The following is a 16,742-nucleotide window of genomic DNA, read 5'->3' as shown; positions in this document are numbered from 1 at the left end:
CCGGACTCAGCAGTGAGGATCGGTTTCAGGGACTTCGAGATCGATCAAATACCTGGTCACAGCGTCGTCGACGCATTTCTCGCCGTCGAGTACCACCGTGTGCTGGGTCCCGTCGAAACTCAGCAGCGCGCCGCCGAGATGACCCGCGAGCTCGACTCCCGCGAGATACGGGGTCGCGGGGTCGGCGGTAGTGGACACCACGAGCACGGGAGCCAGACCCGACAGCTCCGCGTCCTCGTCGTCCACGGTGGGCGGGACGCGCCAGAAAGCGCACGTGTCGAGCGCGGCGGAACCGTTGCCGCGCCCGTCGTCGAGGAACGGCGCCGCCGCACGGAACCGGGTGTCGAGTTCTCCGGCGAGGGCCCGATCGGTGACGGGGATGTCGTCGACGCATCGCACCGCGTCGAACGCGGCGGTGATGTTGCTGTAGGTGCCGTCGTCGCCGCGACCCTCGTACAGGTCGGCGAGCCGCAGGAGCGTGTCGCCGGTACCGCTGCTCGCAAGGGAGTCCAGTCCGCCGCGCAACGAGCCCCACAAGGTCGGTGAGTACAGCCCCTGCTGGACCCCGGTGATCGCGTCGCCGTAGCTCAGGCCGCGGGGGTCGGTGGTGGGCGCGGGTGTGTCGAGCAGCGGGCCGACGAGGGCGCGGAACCGGTCCACTGCCGCCGCAGGATCGTCGCCGAGCGGGCATCCGTCGTAGTCGGCGCAGTAGCGCGCGAACTCCTCGAACGCGCGCTGGAAGCCCTCCGCCTGCAACACGATCTCCTCGACGGGATCCTGATCCGGGTCGATGGCACCGTCGAGCACCATCGCCCGCACGCGATCGGGAAACGCTGCGGCGTACTCCGCGCCGAGCCTGGTGCCGTACGAGTAGCCGAGGTAGGTGAGCTGATCGTCGCCGAGTACCCCGCGCACGACATCCATGTCGCGCACCACCTCGCGGGTCCCGACATGCGCGAGCACCTCCGCCCCGGTGCGCTCGGCGCACAGATCCGCGTACTCCCGGTTGAGTTTCTCGGCTCGCGCGATGCCCTCGCTGCTGGTGTCGCCGGGGTCGAGGGCGCGATCGGCATCGGTCTCGGCGTCCGTGCGGCACACGACCTGCGGATCGGAGGCCCCGATCCCCCGCGGATCCATCCCGATGACGTCGAAGCGCTCGGCGAGCGGGGTGCCGTCCCCGGCCAGCGCGAGCGACAACCCCGACGCGCCCGGCCCGCCGGGGTTCGTCAGCAGTGAACCGATCCGGTCCCCACCGGCCCGGGACCGCGACAACGCGAGCGAGACGGTCTGTCCGTCGGGATCGTCGTAATCGAGCGGCACCGTGATCCGGGCGCACTCCACACCGTTGAGGGCAAGGTAGCGACCGTCGGTTCCGTATCCCGCGCACGACTCCCACCGCACGGCCTGGCGGTAGAACTTCTCGAGTTCGCCCGGTACCGCGACATCCGACGGCGGCTGCGTGCCGGTGCCCGGCGCCGAGCAGCCCAGGACGGCGAGACCTGCGACAACAGCGAGCGACACGAGACGGAGAACGTGCATACGGGGGGACATCGACACCCGTCGATCGTCCCATGCGCCGACAGAGTGCCGACGCTGTGACCAATCGCACCGCCACGTGGTCCTTGTGCAGCGACCGGCGGTGGCAGACTGAGACGGTCATCACCCAACCCGGGGACCCCTAGGGCCTCGAGGCAGAAAGGGACAGCGATGTCCGACAACATGACGTCCGTATACGGCGGCGCTGCTCCCGCCGATACCCCCAAGCGCAAGACTCGAGTCCATCACCTGCAGGCGATGAAGGCCGAAGGCCGCCGCTGGGCGGAACTGACCGCCTACGACTACTCCTCGGCCCGAATCTTCGAAGAAGCCGGGATCCCGGTCCTCCTCGTGGGCGACTCCGCAGCGAACGTCGTCTACGGCTACGACACCACCGTTCCGGTCACCGTCGACGAACTGCTCCCGCTGGTCCGTGGCGTCGTGCGGGGCGCGCCGCACGCCCTCGTCATCGCGGACCTGCCGTTCGGTAGCTACGAAGCGTCTCCCGAACAGGCTCTCGCGACGTCCATCCGGTTCATGAAGGAAGGCGGCGCCCACGCCGTCAAGCTCGAAGGCGGCGAACGGGTCGCCCCGCAGATCGCGGCGATCACCGCGGCCGGCATCCCCGTGCAGGCGCACATCGGTTTCACCCCACAGTCGGTCAATACGCTCGGCGGGTTCCGCGTCCAGGGCCGCGGTGACGGTGCCGAGCAGCTCGTCGCCGACGCGATGGCGGTTCAGGAAGCCGGCGCATTCTCCGTCGTGATGGAGATGGTGCCTGCCGAACTGGCCGGTCAGGTCACGGGCAAGCTCACCATCCCGACGGTCGGCATCGGCGCCGGAAGCGAATGCGACGCGCAGGTTCTCGTGTGGCAGGACATGGCGGGCTACACCAGCGGCAAGACCGCGAAGTTCGTCAAGAAGTTCGGTGCTGTCGGGGACGAACTGCGTCGCGCAGCGTCCCAGTACGCGCACGAGGTCGCCGAAGGCACGTTCCCCGGTCCCGAGCATTCGTTCTGAGCAGACGCCCTAGGCACAAACGACAAGCCCTTCCTGCGGTGCGCCGCGGAAGGGCTTGCCGTTGTGTGACGTTCGTCCCCCGGTTCCGGCGGGGCGGCCTCACCACCCCATCAGGATTCGGTGGCACACTCGACGGCGACCACGACGCGAGCCCCGACAGACGAGGTGTACATCCATGAACCGATTCCGACAGGTGCCGGCTGCGGCCGCCGTCGCAGCCGCCATGATCGGCGTTCTCGGGGCATGCGCTCCGGCGCCCGAGTCCGGGCAGACCGGTTCCAGCACAGAACTGTCGTCGTCCACCCAGGCGACCTCCTCGGCGACGCGATCTCCGCAGTCCGGTGGGGCAGGCGTCACCGACGCTCAGGCGGAAGACCTGTGCACCCGGCTGGAGGCGCAACTGTCGCCGTGGCGCACGTACACCCCGTCGGTCGGCCGCGGTGGGCTCAACATCCTCATCGGCGAATGGGCCGGGGCCAACGGCGTCGACCTTCTCGCACTTGCCGGTGATCGGGGACGGATCGACACGATCACGTCCGAGCAGTGCCCCGAGGTGCGGCAGGAAGCGGTCACCGCACTCGAAATCCCCGATCTCGCATCCGGTCTCGTCGGCTTCTGATGAACGAGCGCCGCGAGCTGTATCCGCCGCTGGAACCGTACGAGCAGGGCATGCTCGACGTCGGTGACGGTCAGCACCTGTATTGGGAGGTCAGCGGTAACCCCGCGGGCAAGCCGGCGGTGTTCCTGCACGGCGGGCCCGGCGGCGGCGTGTCGCCGATGCAGCGCCGGTTCTTCGATCCCGATGCCTACCGCATCGTGTTGTTCGATCAGCGCGGGTGCGGCCGATCGCTCCCGCACGTCGCAGACGGGGCAGACCTGTCGGTCAACACGACCGACCATCTGGTCGCCGATATCGAACGGCTGCGCACTCACCTGGGTGTGGAGCAGTGGCTCGTCTTCGGTGGCTCGTGGGGATCGACCCTGGCGCTCACCTACAGCCAGCGACACCCCGACCGCGTCACCGAACTGGTGTTGCGCGGAATCTTCCTGCTGCGGCGCAGCGAGATCGACTGGTACTACAACGGCGGTGCGGGAGAGGTGTTCCCCGATCTGTGGGAGGGATTCACCGCACCACTCGCCGCGGCGGAACCCGGGGAGCATCCCGTCGACACCTATCACCGTCTGCTGCACTCCCCCGACCCGGACGTGGCACTGGACGCCGCGATCGCATGGTCGACGTGGGAAGGCGCCACGAGCACGCTGCTACCCCATCCCGACCGCGTCGCGGAGACCTCCGAACCCCGGTTCGCCCTCGCGTTCGCGCGGATCGAGAACCATTACTTCTACCACCGTGGTTTTCTCGAGGACGGTCAGATTCTGCGCGACGCGCATCTGCTGCACCGCATTCCCGGGGTGATCGTGCAGGGCCGCTACGACGTCGTGTGTCCGGCGCGCAGCGCATGGGATCTGCATCGGGCCTGGCCGCAGTCCGATCTGCGCATCGTCGACGATGCCGGTCACGCGGCAACCGAACCCGGTATCACCCATGAACTCCTGGAGGCCACGGACCGGTTCCGGTAGTCCGCCGCCGGTTCAGGCGGGCAACCGCCCGAAACCGACCACGGCGCCGTCGCCCTCCCAATCGAGGGTGTGGACGCGAATCTTACCGAACTCGTTGCCGCCCACGGTGGTTGCGGTGCTGCCCTCCACCGCGATCACGATGTTGGTGTGTTCACGCTGCCCGAATCCGAGTGAGCTGTGGTAGAGCACCACGTCGCCGACGGCGGGGCGGTAGCCCGATCCGGAGGGTTCGAAGCGGCCGGTCTGCTCGTAGTACTCCCCGAGCGTGTACACCCCCGGGATACGCCAGTGACCGGAATGCGGATTAGCCAGGGGCACACCAGCTTCCCGCATGATCCAGCTGACGAAGTCCGCACACCACGGCTCCCGGACGCCCTCGGAGTAGAACGTCCCGGGCCGTTGCGCGTCGTGCTGATCCTCGAGCAACTCGACGATCTGCACCTGCGTCGGTGACAGCGCCGACGTGTCCACGTCCGGGAACGATGCACTGTCCCAGGGGAACAACCTGTTGGGGGCACTCCACCACACGGTCGCGGCAACAAGAGCCACGGCGACCACCACGACCGCCGTGATCGCCGCGAGCGGTCGGCGCCCGACGGTCCGATCAGGGTTCACAGGCGAACTGCACTCTCCGGGACGCCGGGTCGGCGAGTACCAGGCGGACCGTGACGCGCTGTCCCTCCGCGGGTGTGCCGGTGCATTGCGCGATCACCGTCTCCGACGGGATGAAGATCTCGGCGTCGCGTCGCTCGGTGGCGTCCTTCAGGACCGTGGCGTCGAAGGTCTCCCCCACCCGCGACGACAGCACGACCGCTTCGGCGAGGTCGATGCACGCGCGCCCGACCTTGCCGGCGAGCGAATCGGACGAGGACATGATCTTCGGCAGCAGACCCAGGGTGTCGCGCACATCGCCGGGCAACTCGGTACCCGAGGACACCGCAAGGCACACCTCGGTGGCGTAGCGGTCGGACAGCCGGCGCAGCGGCGCGGTGACATGCGCGTAGGCGGCGCCGATCGCGCCGTGCACCGTCAGTTCCGGCAGTTCCCCGTCGAATGCGACGTAGGACGCGCCGCGCAGCAGCGTCGGCGCCTCGCTCATGAGAACGAGCGTGGTGGGCAGATTCGCGTCGAGACCGGCGAGGAAGGCGCCCACCGACATGTCGCCCGGCCACTCGACGCCCAGCGAACAGGCGGTTCGGCGGAGAGAGGCGACAGCGTCGGGATCGGCGGGCGGCAACGTGCGCAGCAGCCCGGTCTTCGCGTCGATCATGATGCGCGCCGCGCACATTCCGGTCAGCAACGACACATGCGAATTCCAGTCGTCGGCCTCGGTGCGCGGTTCGATGTCGAGTCGCCAGCCGTCACCGTCTTCGACCACGTCCTGCTCGGGGAGTCTCAGTTCGATCGCGCCCCGTGCCCGCGCCGCGACTTCGCGCAACCGCCCGAACTCGGGTAGCGCCGCGATCGACGGATGGAGGGTGCCCGCATCGGCATCGCGCTGCACACCGGCATAGTCGAGTCGCGCCACCGAGCGGACGCGGGCCCGCGACACGGAGATTGCGACGGGCTCTGCGTACTCGTCCATCTCGATGCGCCACAACACGGCCGGTCGCACCGCGCCCGGGAGCAGACTGGCCGCGTTCTCCGACAACACCCGCGGGTGCAGCGGCACCGACCCGTCGGGAAGGTAGAAGGTCTGCGCGCGGCGGTGCGTCTCGAGATCCAGCGCACCGCCGGGTTCGACGACCGCGTACACGTCGGCGATCGCGTAGTGGAGCACGAATCCGGTGTCGGTGCGCTCGAGGTGGAGTGCCTGGTCGAGGTCCATCGAACCGGGTGGATCGATCGTCACCACGGGCAGATCTGTGCGATCGTCGCGCTCCGAAGCGAATCTGTCGGTCGCCGTCCGGGCCTCTGCGAGCGCCTCGTCGGGGAATTCGTCGACGAGGCCGAACTCGGCGCGGACACCGGTGAAATCGATCTCCGGTGCGACGACGATGGGTGTGGTCACCAAAGCGGCGGGGCTCCTCGTCGCGCGATCACTTGTTCCATTCGTCGTCCGCGTCGTCGGCTGCCTTGTTGCGGGCGGCAGCGATGTCGAGGGCCCGCATGGCGGTCTCCCGGTCGGGGTACGGACCCATGCGGTTGAGGGCGCTGGGATCTTTGCCCTGGGTCACCTTGCCGGTCTTCACATCGAAATACCAACCGTCGTCACTCATGGCCCCAGTGTGCCCGAACAGCGGCGCGATACCCGGTATATCGGGCGCGGTTTCGGCGAAACTCGGCTACCGGCGCAGCTGGTAGCGTCGGCCGGACCACAAGATCGTCACCGACCGAAGGAGATCACACGTGTCGTACATCCTTTTCGATGCACTGCTGCCCTATGTAGGCCCCGAGTCCGCCTCGTACTGGGCCCACCTGCTGGTCGTCGGACCGCTCTGAGCGACTCCCGGCGGCGGCGATGCCGTCGACCGACCGGGGCGGGCACGCGCGTCGGCGGGGTGGGACAGGGATGCAGGGCGGACGAGTCGGCCTGTAAGCCGGATCCTGTCCCCCGCCGAAGCGGGGTGGCGACCATCCATCTGGGCACACCGTTGCCGGGTACCTCGAGCGGTTCACCCGCAGGCTCGGGCGAGCAGCCCTCGAGCACCTGCGCAGACGCACCGCGCAGCGATGCGACCTTCAACCTTGCTCCGGGCGGGGTTTACCTAGCCACCCCGGTCACCCGGGGTGCTGGTGCGCTCTTACCGCACCGTTTCACCCTTACCTGCCCGCGAGGGGCAGGCGGTCTGTTTTCTGTGGCACTGTCCCGCGAGTCACCTCGGGTTGCCGTTAACAACCGCCCTGCTCTGTGGAGTCCGGACTTTCCTCGACGCAGGGCCTGACACCGTCCGGTGCCGGTTCCCTGTTCCGCGGTCGCCCGGCCAACTCGTCCGCCCGGACAGCGTAGCGCGCGCCCGCGGGGATACGACGCACGGACCCCGTGCCGTCTGCCGCCGTGCGACCACCGCCTATCGGACTCCCGGCCCGCCGCGGGAGAACTACCGTGAACCGCATGACTCGGTACGTGGCTTTCCTGCGCGGGATCAACGTCGGCGGTATCCGGATCAAGATGGCCGATCTGGCGGAGTTGTTCTCCGCGGCGGGACATCGCGACGTCCGCACCGTGCTCGCGTCGGGCAATGTGCTGTTCGACTCCGACGACGATGCCGCGTCGCTGAAACCCGCCCTCGAAAGCGCGCTGACCGAGCGCTTCGGGTACGACGCCTACACCTTTGTCGTCGAGCAGTCGCGGGTGGCGGACATCGTGGCGGCCTACCCCTTCGGAGACCGCGAGGACCGGCATTCCTATGTGGTGTTCGTGTCCGACCCCGATGTTCTCGACGCCCTGGCCGCGGATGCGGACAGTCTCGACAGTGACATCGAGTGCGCCGCACCGGGTGCGGGGGTCCTGTACTGGCAGGTCGAGAAGGGCAGCACACTGGACAGCGCGCTGGGGAAGAAGCCCGGGTCCGGTCGGTACAAGGCGGTCACCACCTCTCGAAATCTGAAAACACTCCGCAAGTTGCTGTGACTTGTCACCACAAGTAAGCAAATCCTCGGACGTCCTCGTAAGTGCAGTTACCCTCCCCGGGGGCCGCAGTCGCGGCACATGAATCCGGACTCGAAGGACACACATGCGGATTGCCGCACGACTGCTTGCCGCAGCCGCTCTCGCAGGACTCTCCCTCGGCGCGACGACCACCGCAGCCGCCCAGCCGGCGGTGCCCGGCCCCGCCGCACAGGCGGACGACTTCTACGCCACGCCCGACCTGAGTTCCGGTTCGCCGGGAGACGTACTGCGCACTGCCCCGTCGGTCGCCGCAATCATCCCCGGCACCCCCGCCGTGCTCGACGCCTCGGTTACCCGCGTGATGTATCGCAGCACCAGCGCCACCGACAAGCCTGTCGCCGTCGTCGGCACCGTGATGGTCCCGGCACTGCCGTGGGCCGGCGACGGCCCACGGCCCACCGTCGTGGTCGGGCCCGGCACTCAGGGCATGGGCGATCAGTGTGCCCCGTCCAAGCTCATGACCTTCGGCCAGGAGTACGAGCACCTCCAGATCGGTCCGCTCCTCGCGCGCGGCTACGCGGTCGCGGTCACCGACTACGAAGGGCTCGGCACCGCCGGAGTCCACCCCTATCTCAACCGCGCCTCTCAGGGGCACGCGATGCTCGACCTCGCCCGCGCTACCCGGTCGCTGGGGACTCTCGGTGTGGATGAGGACGGCCCGATCGCCTTCTGGGGTTATTCGCAGGGCGGTATGGCTGCCGCCTCCGCCGCCGAACTCGCCTCGACCTACGCCCCGGAACTGCCGGTCGCCGGTGCGGTCGCGGGATCACCGCCCGCGTCGCTGAGGGATCTGGCGGTCGCAGGCGACGGTTCGTTCTTGTCGGGTGGCATCGGCTGGGTCGTCAACGGGTTCGTCTCCGCGTACCCGCAGCACGCCGACGACATGCTGGCGGTGTTCAATCCCGCGGGCCTCGATATTCTCGGCCGCGCCGAAAATGCGTGCGTGTTCGACGCACCGCTGCTCGACCCGTTCTCCTCGACCACCCGGTACACCGTTGACGGCCGGCCGATCGTCGAGCATCTCTCGGAGGAGCCGTGGGCCTCGCTCGTGGCCGAACAGGAACTCGGCAACCGGACCCCGTCCGCTCCGGTGTTCGTGGCGCAGGCCACCGGGGACGATTTCGTGCTCGTGTCGGGCGTCGACACGATGGTCGGCAAGTGGTGCCTCACCGGAGCGACCGTCACCTATCAGCGATACGACGTTCCCCCGGCGTTCACCAAGACAGGATTCGGGCACGTCGTCGGACTTTTCCCCGCTCTGGTGGAGGGCATGGACTGGCTGGACCAGCGATTCGCCGGCGTCCCCGCGACAACGACCTGCGGCGCGTAAGGAAAGTTCGAAAAAAGCTCGGCGGCCGGTAACGCCTCACCGATCGCAGCGATACATGATGTGAGTGGCCACGCAGGCACCCCCCGACATGCCTGCGCGGCCACTCTTTTCATCGCTGCTCCCGTGAACCGGGATATCGCGTGTTACAGATGCGAAGTGTCGTTGACCAGACGCACCGAGGATCCGCCGTCCGGATAGAACTCCGCGGTGCTGAGCGACGCCAGGTCCAGGTGCAGCCGGTACAGCAGGGACGGACCCGAATCCAGCGCGAGCCGCAGGAAGGTCTTGATCGGAGTGACGTGGGAGACGACGAGTACGGTCACTCCCCCGAACTCCGACACCAGATCGTCTCGCGCCGCGGCGATCCGCGTGTGGACCTCGTCGAAACTCTCGCCACCGGGCGGACGCACCGAGGTGTCGCCGAGCCACGCGCGGTGAATGTCCGGGTCGCGCTGGGCGGCCTCACCGAACGTGAGGCCCTCCCACTCGCCGAAATCCGTCTCGATCAGGCCGTTGTGCACCGTCACGGGCAGATCCAGGGCGTCCGCGGCCACGGTGGCGGTTTCGCGGGCGCGGCCGAGCGGTGACGACACCACGGCGGCGACGCCTCCTCGTGCCGCGATCCGGCGCGCGGCGGCAACGGCCTGTTCACGACCGAGTTCGGTGAGCGGCGGGTTGCCCCGCCCCGAGTAGCGGCGTTCCACCGACAGCGGTGTCTGGCCGTGCCGCAACAGCAGGAGCCGTGTCGGCGAACCGGTCGCCCCCGTCCAGCCCGGCGCGGTGGGTGCCGGAGTCGTCGCGGCCACCGAAGGCGACGAGGACGGCTCTGCGAGGACGGGCGTCTCCTCGCCGGAGACGAGTGCCTCGGCAGCGGCGTCCATGGCCACATTCGCAAGACGGTCGGCGTACGCGTTCTCGGCGCGCGGAATCCACGTGTAGTCGACGCGGCGGAACTTCGCCGCCGTCTCCCGCGCCGCCGCGGCGAGCGGAACCATGTCGGGATGCTTGATCTTCCAGCGGCCCGACATCTGTTCCACGACGAGTTTGGAATCCATACGGACGTCCACCTCGTCGGCGCCGAGTTCCGCGGCGGCGGTCAGCCCCGCGAGCAGTCCCCGGTATTCGGCGACGTTGTTGGTGGCCCGCCCGATGCTCGCGTGCCGCTCGGCGAGGACGGTCCGATGGTCGGCGTCGAACACCACGGCACCGTAGCCCGCCGGTCCCGGATTTCCTCTCGAGCCGCCGTCCGCTTCGACGACGACCCGGGTCACAGTCCGGATTCCTTGGTGCGCACCAAGATCGAGTTGCACTCCGGGCATCGCACGAGCGCGTCGGCAGGTGCGGCCGCGATCCGGGCGATCTCGCCCCGGTCGAGCTCGAGGCGGCAGGCACCGCAGCGGCGTCCCTGCAGCAGTGCCGCGCCGATGCCGGTCTGTTCGCGCTGCTTTTCGTACAACGCCACCAGGTCCTCGGGCAGCGCACCGATCAGGGCCGCGCGGTCGCTGCGGCACCGCTGCTCGGCGACGTCGATGTCGGCGAGGGCTTCGTCACGAGCGCGGGTCGCGTCGGCGAGCTGATCGTCGATCTGCGAGACCTGCGCCCCGGCGTGATCGTGGTCGCCCTTCGACGCCTCGCGACGTTCCATCACCTCGAGGAGGTCGTCCTCGAGCGCCCCCTGACGGCGTTCGAGGCTTCCGAGTTCGTGCTGCAGTTCCGTGAGCTGCTTCGAGCCGACCGACCCGCTCTCGAGCATCGTCCGATCGCGCTGTGCACGCATGCGCACCGCTTCGATCTCCCCTTCGAGCTTGCGGATGTCGCGATCGAGATCGTCGAGGATGATCTCGACGGCCACGGCCGCATCCTTGCGCGCGTTGCGGTCGGACTGGAGCCGGTCCACCGTCTGCTGTTCCGGCAGGGTGCGACGGCGGTGCGCAAGGCGATTCAGCTCCGCGTCCACGGCGGCGAGAGACAGAAGCTTGGACTGCACTGCGGATTCGACGTTCACTCGGGTGGTTCCTGCTTTCGGTGGGGCCTCGATGGGCGGGGATGACGGACAGCCCCGGAGACGGGTCGTAGCTGATTACGGTACCGCGCGCACCGCGGCGGTCGTCCACGGATCGGTTCGCAACCGGCTCACCCGCGCCTGCCAGCCGTCCCGGCCGGCGAATGCCGCGTCGAGAACGTCACGTGCCTGAGCGCACCAGGGATACTCGCTCGCCCAGTGTGCGACGTCGACGAGTGCGGGACCCCCGGCGCGCAGGTGCTCGTCGGCGGGGTGGTGCCGGAGGTCCGCTGTCAGGTAGGCATCCACGCCGAGCGCCGCGACCGCGCCGAGGAACGAGTCGCCCGATCCCCCGCACACCGCGACGGTCCGGATCGGCCGATCCGGGTCGCCCGCGGCGCGTACTCCCCACACGGTGGCGGGCAGGGCCGCGGCCACCGAGTCGGTGAACTCGGCGAGCGTCATCGTCTCGGGTAGCTCCCCGACCCGCCCCAGCCCGCGCGCACTCGGGAGTTCGGCGAGTTCGAGCACGTCGAACGCCGGTTCCTCGTAGGGATGGGCGGCGCGCAGGGCGGCGAGAACCCGGGAGCGGGAACGCCGCGGCGCGATCACCTCGATACGGGCTTCCTCGACGTGCTCGAGTTCCCCGAGGACGCCGAGGGCGGGGTCGGCTGCGCCGACGGGACGGAACTGGCCGGTGCCGGAGGTGGTCCAGCAGCACTCCGTGTAGTTGCCGAGGGCTCCGGCACCGGCATCGAACAACGCCTGCCGGACGCTGTCGGCCGCACCGGACGGCACCATCACCACCCATTTGTCGGTGGCCGGTTCGGGCTTGGCCTCGAGCGGCCGCAGTCCGGTCAGCCCGAGTGCCTCCGCGAGGGCGTCGGACACGCCGGGATTCGCACGATCGGCATTGGTGTGCGCGGTGAACAACGCGCAGCCCCCGCGGATGAGCCGGTGGATCAACGCGCCTTTCGGGGTGTGCGCGCCCACCGTGTCGACGCCGCGCAGGAGCAGCGGGTGGTGGACGAAGAGCAACTGCGCACCCCACTCGAGTGCCTCGTCGACGACCTCGGCGGTCGCGTCGACTGCGAGGAGCACCTTGTGGACCGGGTCGGCGGGGTCGCCCGCTACCAGTCCGACGGAGTCCCATCCTTCGGCCAGCGACGGTGGATACGCGGTATCGAGTACGTCGATCACCTCACGCAGCGACGGCGCAGTCACGTGTCCTCCTGGGTTGTCTCGGCTGTCCCGACGACCCTACGCGGCGCGGTGTGCCCGAACCGAGGACAATGGATGCGTGACCCTTCTCGTCGAACCACAGCCACTGCTCCTGCCCGCCCCGGTTGTCCTGTTCGACCTCGACGGAACGCTCACGGACTCGGCGACCGGCGTGATCAACGGATTTCTCCACGCGGCCGACACCGTCGGATTCGCTCCACCCACGGGCAACCTCCACCGACTGCTGGGTCCGCCCATGCGCGACAGCCTGCTCGCACTCGGGCTCGACGAGGACCGGATCGCCGCAGGGATCGAGGCGTACCGGGAGTACTACTCGGCGACAGGCTGGGCCGAGAACGCGGTGTTCGACGGCGTCGAACCCCTGCTCGACGCCGTGCGCGCCGCAGGGAGCCGCCTCGCGGTCGCGACATCGAAGTCGGAGTCCTTCGCCGAACGCATCCTGGACCACTTCGGGCTCGCGCCGTACTTCGAGTTCATCGGCGGGGCGAGTGACGACGGAACGCGGCGCGCGAAATCCGATGTCGTCGCGCACAGCCTCGAAGCCCTCGGTATCCGGCCGGTCGAAGCAGGGACCACCGGCGTCGTGATGGTCGGTGACCGCGAGCACGACATCCACGGCGCGGGACGCTGGGGCATACCGACGGTCTTCGTCGAATGGGGTTACGGCGACGCCACCGAGGGGCAGGCCGCCGCCCGCATCGCGACCAGTGTCGACGAACTTCGCGAGGTGCTCACGGGTGGCCGCTGACGACGACGTGCTCCACGTGACGTTCGTGTGCACCGGCAACATCTGCCGGTCTCCGATGGCCGAGAAGATCTTCGCCGAGCACGTGCGCCGCGAAGGACTCGGCGACCGGGTGCGGGTGAGCAGCGCCGGCACGCACGGCTGGCATGTCGGCGCCGAGGCCGACCCGCGGACGAACGCGGTGCTGCAGCGGCACGGGTACCCGACCGGGCATGTCGCGGCCGAACTCGGACCGTCGCATCTTTCCGCAGACCTGGTGGTGTCGATGACCACCCACCACGATCGGGCGGTGGCGCACCTGGGTGTCCCGGCGGAGCGGCGCGTCCTGCTGCGATCGCTGGACCCGGATGCCGACGGCGATTCGGTGCCCGATCCGTACTACGGCGGGCTCCCCGAGTTCGAGCAGGTCCGCGACCAGATCGAGGGTGCGATTCCCGCGCTGCTCGACTGGGTGCGGCAGCAGTGAGACCTACCTCACCGTCTACCGTGGACACGTGCGCCGATTGACGTTTCTCCTCCGTCCCAGCTGGCTGGTCCTGGCCCTGGTGGTCGGCGGCTTCGCCTACGCGTGCTTCACCGTCCTCGCCCCGTGGCAGCTGGGTAAGAACACCAGCACCGAGGAACGTAACGATCGTCTCGCCGCGTCCATGTCCGAGGATCCGGTGCCGGTCGGTGACCTTCTCGCCGGCCCCGGCCCCACGGTGGACGACGAGTGGCGACGGGTCGTGGCCCAGGGTTCGTATCTCCCCGACTCCGACGTACTCGTGCGGCTGCGCAACATCGACGGCCGTCCCGCCTACGAAGTCCTCACTCCGTTCGAGTTCGACGACGGGCGGATGATCCTCGTCAACCGCGGTTTCGTCCGCCCGGTGCAGGGCACCGCGGTACCCGAGGTCCCGCCCGCACCGGCCGGAGACGTCTCCCTCGACGCTCGGATCCGGATGTCGGAGGGCACCGTGGCCGGCAAGGACCCGTTCACCGACGCGGGATATCAGCAGGTCTACTTCATCGACGCCCCGCAGGTCGCGCAGGTCACCGGGCTTCCGCTCGAGGACGTCTACCTCCAGCTCGACGACGGTCAGCCCGGCGGACTCGGCACCATCCCCTTGCCACAGCTCGACGCCGGCCCCTACCTCTCCTACGGTCTCCAGTGGCTCGCGTTCGGCATCATGGCGCCGCTCGGTCTCGGCTACTTCGTGTGGGCAGAACTCCGCGAACGCCGGAAGGCGAAGGCCGCGACGATCGCCGGGCCGGATGCCGACGCCTCGGACACCGCGAAGTCGGACAGCCGCGGTTCGGACCTCCGTAAGTCGGAGAGCACTGCGCTCACCGACGATGCTGACGACACCGTGCCCGCCGGCACCGCACCGGCCGACGCGCCGGCTCCTGCAGCGCCGCCGTCCCGTGAAGACAAGCTCGCCGACCGTTACGGACGGTCCCGGTGACAGGCTGGGCCGACCGCACGTCTGCCGACCGCATTTCCGCCGACCGACTTTCCGAGGAGCCCTGATGTACGCCACGGTCGAGGACTACCTGGCGGACAAGGACCCGGCCGCAATCGAGGCGTTCCTGCGATTCCGCACGATGGTTCTCGACCTCGGTGACGACATCGAGGAGCGCGTGCACGCGTCGGAGATCTCGTGGTCCCGCGGCCGCACATTCGCTGCCGCATTCGTGTACGCCTCCAAGCTCGAAGTCGCCCTCGATCTTCCGCGGCGGGTGCACCACGCGGCTCTCCGTGAGGCGTTCCCGACCGGCCCGATCACCACCCACCGTTTGAGTCTCGCGGACGCCGCCGGGTTCGACGACCATCTGGCCGAACTCCTGCGCGAGGCCTACGACACGGCTGCGGAGCCCGGCCCGTAGCCGAACCGTCCGTTCTCCGGAGACAACACAACCGCCCCCTCACACGAGGGGGCGGTTGCCTTTTATGCCCGGATCTGGATTAAGGTAGCCTTACCGCACTAAGGATTGCCTTACCTCGGGTGGTGCGGGCCGTGTACTTCCCTTCAGCAGAATGTGAACTCAGTTGACGCGCACACTCCGGCGTTCTCACGCCCTGCCCCTCGTTCTTGCGCCGGCACTTCTCGTTGCAGCATGCGGCGGGTCGAGCACGGCGGCAGAGTCGGCTCCGGGACCGTCCTCGGCCCGATCGCTCACCATCGCCGCCTCCAAGGACTCCGGGCCCCTCAACATCTTCGCCGGCCAGACGGACCAGATGACCGAGCTGATCTACGACAAGCTTCTGTCGCCGTCCCCCTACGTCGCCGACCCCCAGCCGTGGCTGGCCACCGACGTCCGCCAGGTCGACGCGACCACCTGGGAGGTCGACCTCCGCGACGACGTCACCTGGCACGACGGTGAAGCGTTCACGGCAGACGATGTCGTCTTCAGCTTCCACTACATGCACGCCGCCCCCACCGGTCGCTACACCCACCACGTCAACGACACGCCGTCCATCTCCGCGGTCGACGCCGTGGACGAGGACTCGGTCCGCTTCGTGTGCGACTACTCGTGCCCCGAACTGGGCCCCGTCACACTCGCGGACCTGCCGATCATCCCCGAGCACGTGTGGTCGAAGGTCGACCCTGCCGAGGCCAAAGCCGTCACCGACCTTCCGGTCGGCACCGGACCGTTCGTGCTCGTCGACTACAGCCCGACCAGCGGGTACCGCTTCGAGGCGAACGAGGACTACTTCGCGGGTACCCCGACCGTCGACGAACTCGTCATGCCGGTCATCGAAGACAACGCCGCCGCGTTCACCGCGCTCAGCTCCGGCCAGATCGACGCCGCCGACCGCGCGCTCACACCCGAACTCGTGGACCGCTTCACCGCCTCGAACGACATCGGCGTGATCACCGTCGCGCCGCTCAGCTACCCGGAACTCAAACTGAACTTCACCCGGGAACCGTTCGCACAGGCCGACTTCCGCGCGGCGCTGAACCTCGCGGTCGATCGCGACCAGTTGCTCGACGTCGTCGGACTCGGCCAGGGCCGTCCCGGCACACAGGGCTACGTCCATCCCGACGCGCCGTTCGCCGACCCCGACGCCTCGACCCCCTACGACGCCGAGCAGTCCACAGCACTGCTCGACCGCCTCGGCTGGACCGACCGTGACGGCGACGGCACCCGGGAGAATCCCGCCGGCGAACCGGCGACCTTCACCTTGGCCGTCAACGGTGGCAACGCACCGCAGGTCCGCGCCGCCGAACTGCTCGTCGAGGACTTCGCCGAGATCGGCATCGCCGTCACCGTGACCCCGCTCGACTCCGGATCGTTCTCCGATGCGTCGTCCAAGAAGACCTACGACATGATGGTCACCACGAACAGCCCTCACGCAGTGGCCGATTCGACGCAGTTCATCATGTCGCACCGCTCCGGCAACCTGTGGAAGCACCCGGACCTCGCCTACCCCGAGTTCGACGCCCTGTACGACGCGTGGAAAGCCACCGAGACCAACGACGCGCGCATCGCCGCCATGCAGGACATGCAGAAGCTGTTCAACCGCCAGCCGACCGCCATCGCCCTGTACTACCCGGACGAGTACTGGGCCTTCCGCGCCGACACGTTCGGTGGATGGATCGAAACCCCGGGTTACGGCATCGTCCACAAGTGGTCGTTTCTGCCGGCGGACGTCGTCGAGGCAGCCAACGCACAAGCACCGCAGGACTGA

General features: G+C 68.7%; 17 protein-coding genes and 1 other RNA gene. 10 read left to right on the top strand and 8 right to left on the bottom strand.

Translation table 11 applies throughout. The features are described 5' to 3' along the window. Nucleotides 1-6 precede the first annotated feature (6 nt). Nucleotides 7-1,551, bottom strand: a complete 1,545-nt coding sequence (locus ACLQ3J_RS20015) for an alpha/beta hydrolase (RefSeq protein ID WP_425904240.1) — start codon at nucleotides 1,549-1,551, stop codon at nucleotides 7-9. A gap of 156 nt (nucleotides 1,552-1,707) precedes the next feature. On the opposite strand from ACLQ3J_RS20015, the gene panB reads away from it, so the two are divergent. From panB to pip, 3 genes are all read left to right on the top strand, one after another. Beyond that, nucleotides 1,708-2,556 carry a 3-methyl-2-oxobutanoate hydroxymethyltransferase gene (panB, locus tag ACLQ3J_RS20010; RefSeq protein WP_169620226.1) on the top strand — a complete coding sequence of 283 codons (849 nt, stop codon included), beginning with the start codon at nucleotides 1,708-1,710 and terminating at the stop codon, nucleotides 2,554-2,556. A gap of 175 nt (nucleotides 2,557-2,731) precedes the next feature. Continuing rightward, entirely contained in the window at nucleotides 2,732-3,175 is a 444-nt protein-coding gene (locus tag ACLQ3J_RS20005; protein ID WP_425904222.1) for a hypothetical protein, read from the top strand. Continuing rightward, complete coding sequence (pip, locus tag ACLQ3J_RS20000) at nucleotides 3,175-4,137, top strand: prolyl aminopeptidase (RefSeq protein WP_296549590.1); 963 nt, start codon at nucleotides 3,175-3,177, stop codon at nucleotides 4,135-4,137. The genes ACLQ3J_RS20005 and pip overlap by 1 nt, the downstream gene beginning before the upstream one ends. A 12-nt stretch (nucleotides 4,138-4,149) precedes the next feature. Here pip and ACLQ3J_RS19995 read toward each other — a convergent pair whose 3' ends face one another. The 4 genes from ACLQ3J_RS19995 to rnpB form a co-directional block, all read right to left on the bottom strand. Then, a complete protein-coding gene (locus tag ACLQ3J_RS19995) occupies nucleotides 4,150-4,752 on the bottom strand; it encodes a CHAP domain-containing protein (RefSeq protein WP_425904221.1) in 603 nt (200 codons plus the stop codon). After that, nucleotides 4,742-6,151: an RNB domain-containing ribonuclease gene (locus tag ACLQ3J_RS19990; protein ID WP_296549591.1), complete on the bottom strand. Its 1,410-nt coding sequence runs from the start codon at nucleotides 6,149-6,151 to the stop codon at nucleotides 4,742-4,744. The genes ACLQ3J_RS19995 and ACLQ3J_RS19990 overlap by 11 nt, the downstream gene beginning before the upstream one ends. Nucleotides 6,152-6,176: 25 nt before the next feature. Beyond that, nucleotides 6,177-6,356 (bottom strand): hypothetical protein, encoded by a 180-nt coding sequence (locus ACLQ3J_RS19985; RefSeq protein WP_169620231.1) that lies wholly within the window; start codon nucleotides 6,354-6,356, stop codon nucleotides 6,177-6,179. A gap of 301 nt (nucleotides 6,357-6,657) precedes the next feature. Further along, nucleotides 6,658-7,069, bottom strand: an RNA gene (rnpB, locus tag ACLQ3J_RS19980) — RNase P RNA component class A. 123 nt (nucleotides 7,070-7,192) lie between these two features. Between rnpB and ACLQ3J_RS19975 the strand changes: the two genes are divergently transcribed. Then, on the top strand, nucleotides 7,193-7,711 hold the full coding sequence (locus tag ACLQ3J_RS19975) for a DUF1697 domain-containing protein (protein WP_425904219.1): 519 nt from the start codon (nucleotides 7,193-7,195) through the stop codon (nucleotides 7,709-7,711). A 103-nt stretch (nucleotides 7,712-7,814) separates the two neighbouring features. Further along, on the top strand, nucleotides 7,815-9,080 hold the full coding sequence (locus ACLQ3J_RS19970) for a lipase family protein (protein WP_296549593.1): 1,266 nt from the start codon (nucleotides 7,815-7,817) through the stop codon (nucleotides 9,078-9,080). Nucleotides 9,081-9,223: 143 nt separating this feature from the next. Here ACLQ3J_RS19970 and ACLQ3J_RS19965 read toward each other — a convergent pair whose 3' ends face one another. The 3 genes from ACLQ3J_RS19965 to ACLQ3J_RS19955 all read right to left on the bottom strand — a co-directional run bounded on the left by ACLQ3J_RS19965 (nucleotide 9,224) and on the right by ACLQ3J_RS19955 (nucleotide 12,306). Then, entirely contained in the window at nucleotides 9,224-10,399 is a 1,176-nt protein-coding gene (locus ACLQ3J_RS19965) for a bifunctional RNase H/acid phosphatase (protein ID WP_425904218.1), read from the bottom strand. Beyond that, nucleotides 10,348-11,085 (bottom strand): zinc ribbon domain-containing protein, encoded by a 738-nt coding sequence (locus tag ACLQ3J_RS19960; RefSeq protein WP_169620235.1) that lies wholly within the window; start codon nucleotides 11,083-11,085, stop codon nucleotides 10,348-10,350. Before ACLQ3J_RS19960 ends, ACLQ3J_RS19965 begins: the two co-directional genes overlap by 52 nt. 75 nt (nucleotides 11,086-11,160) lie before the next feature. Then, nucleotides 11,161-12,306 carry a Nif3-like dinuclear metal center hexameric protein gene (locus ACLQ3J_RS19955; RefSeq protein WP_425904217.1) on the bottom strand — a complete coding sequence of 382 codons (1,146 nt, stop codon included), beginning with the start codon at nucleotides 12,304-12,306 and terminating at the stop codon, nucleotides 11,161-11,163. Nucleotides 12,307-12,382: 76 nt separating this feature from the next. Between ACLQ3J_RS19955 and ACLQ3J_RS19950 the strand changes: the two genes are divergently transcribed. From ACLQ3J_RS19950 to ACLQ3J_RS19930, 5 genes are all read left to right on the top strand, one after another. Next, a complete protein-coding gene (locus ACLQ3J_RS19950; protein WP_169620237.1) occupies nucleotides 12,383-13,072 on the top strand; it encodes an HAD-IA family hydrolase in 690 nt (229 codons plus the stop codon). Beyond that, nucleotides 13,062-13,535 (top strand): low molecular weight protein-tyrosine-phosphatase, encoded by a 474-nt coding sequence (locus tag ACLQ3J_RS19945; RefSeq protein ID WP_378528936.1) that lies wholly within the window; start codon nucleotides 13,062-13,064, stop codon nucleotides 13,533-13,535. Before ACLQ3J_RS19950 ends, ACLQ3J_RS19945 begins: the two co-directional genes overlap by 11 nt. A gap of 28 nt (nucleotides 13,536-13,563) precedes the next feature. Then, the gene (locus ACLQ3J_RS19940) at nucleotides 13,564-14,514 is read left to right on the top strand and encodes an SURF1 family cytochrome oxidase biogenesis protein (protein ID WP_169620238.1); all 951 of its coding nucleotides are present in this window, start codon (nucleotides 13,564-13,566) and stop codon (nucleotides 14,512-14,514) included. 64 nt (nucleotides 14,515-14,578) lie between these two features. Beyond that, on the top strand, nucleotides 14,579-14,935 hold the full coding sequence (locus tag ACLQ3J_RS19935; RefSeq protein ID WP_169620239.1) for a DUF5655 domain-containing protein: 357 nt from the start codon (nucleotides 14,579-14,581) through the stop codon (nucleotides 14,933-14,935). Between the two features lie 163 nt (nucleotides 14,936-15,098). Then, the gene (locus tag ACLQ3J_RS19930) at nucleotides 15,099-16,742 is read left to right on the top strand and encodes an ABC transporter substrate-binding protein (protein ID WP_425904216.1); all 1,644 of its coding nucleotides are present in this window, start codon (nucleotides 15,099-15,101) and stop codon (nucleotides 16,740-16,742) included.

Origin of the sequence: Rhodococcus sp. DT1, from assembly GCF_049844875.1 — a bacterium.
Classification (GTDB): domain Bacteria; phylum Actinomycetota; class Actinomycetes; order Mycobacteriales; family Mycobacteriaceae; genus Rhodococcus.
This window is presented reverse-complemented; position numbering and strand designations above follow the sequence as displayed.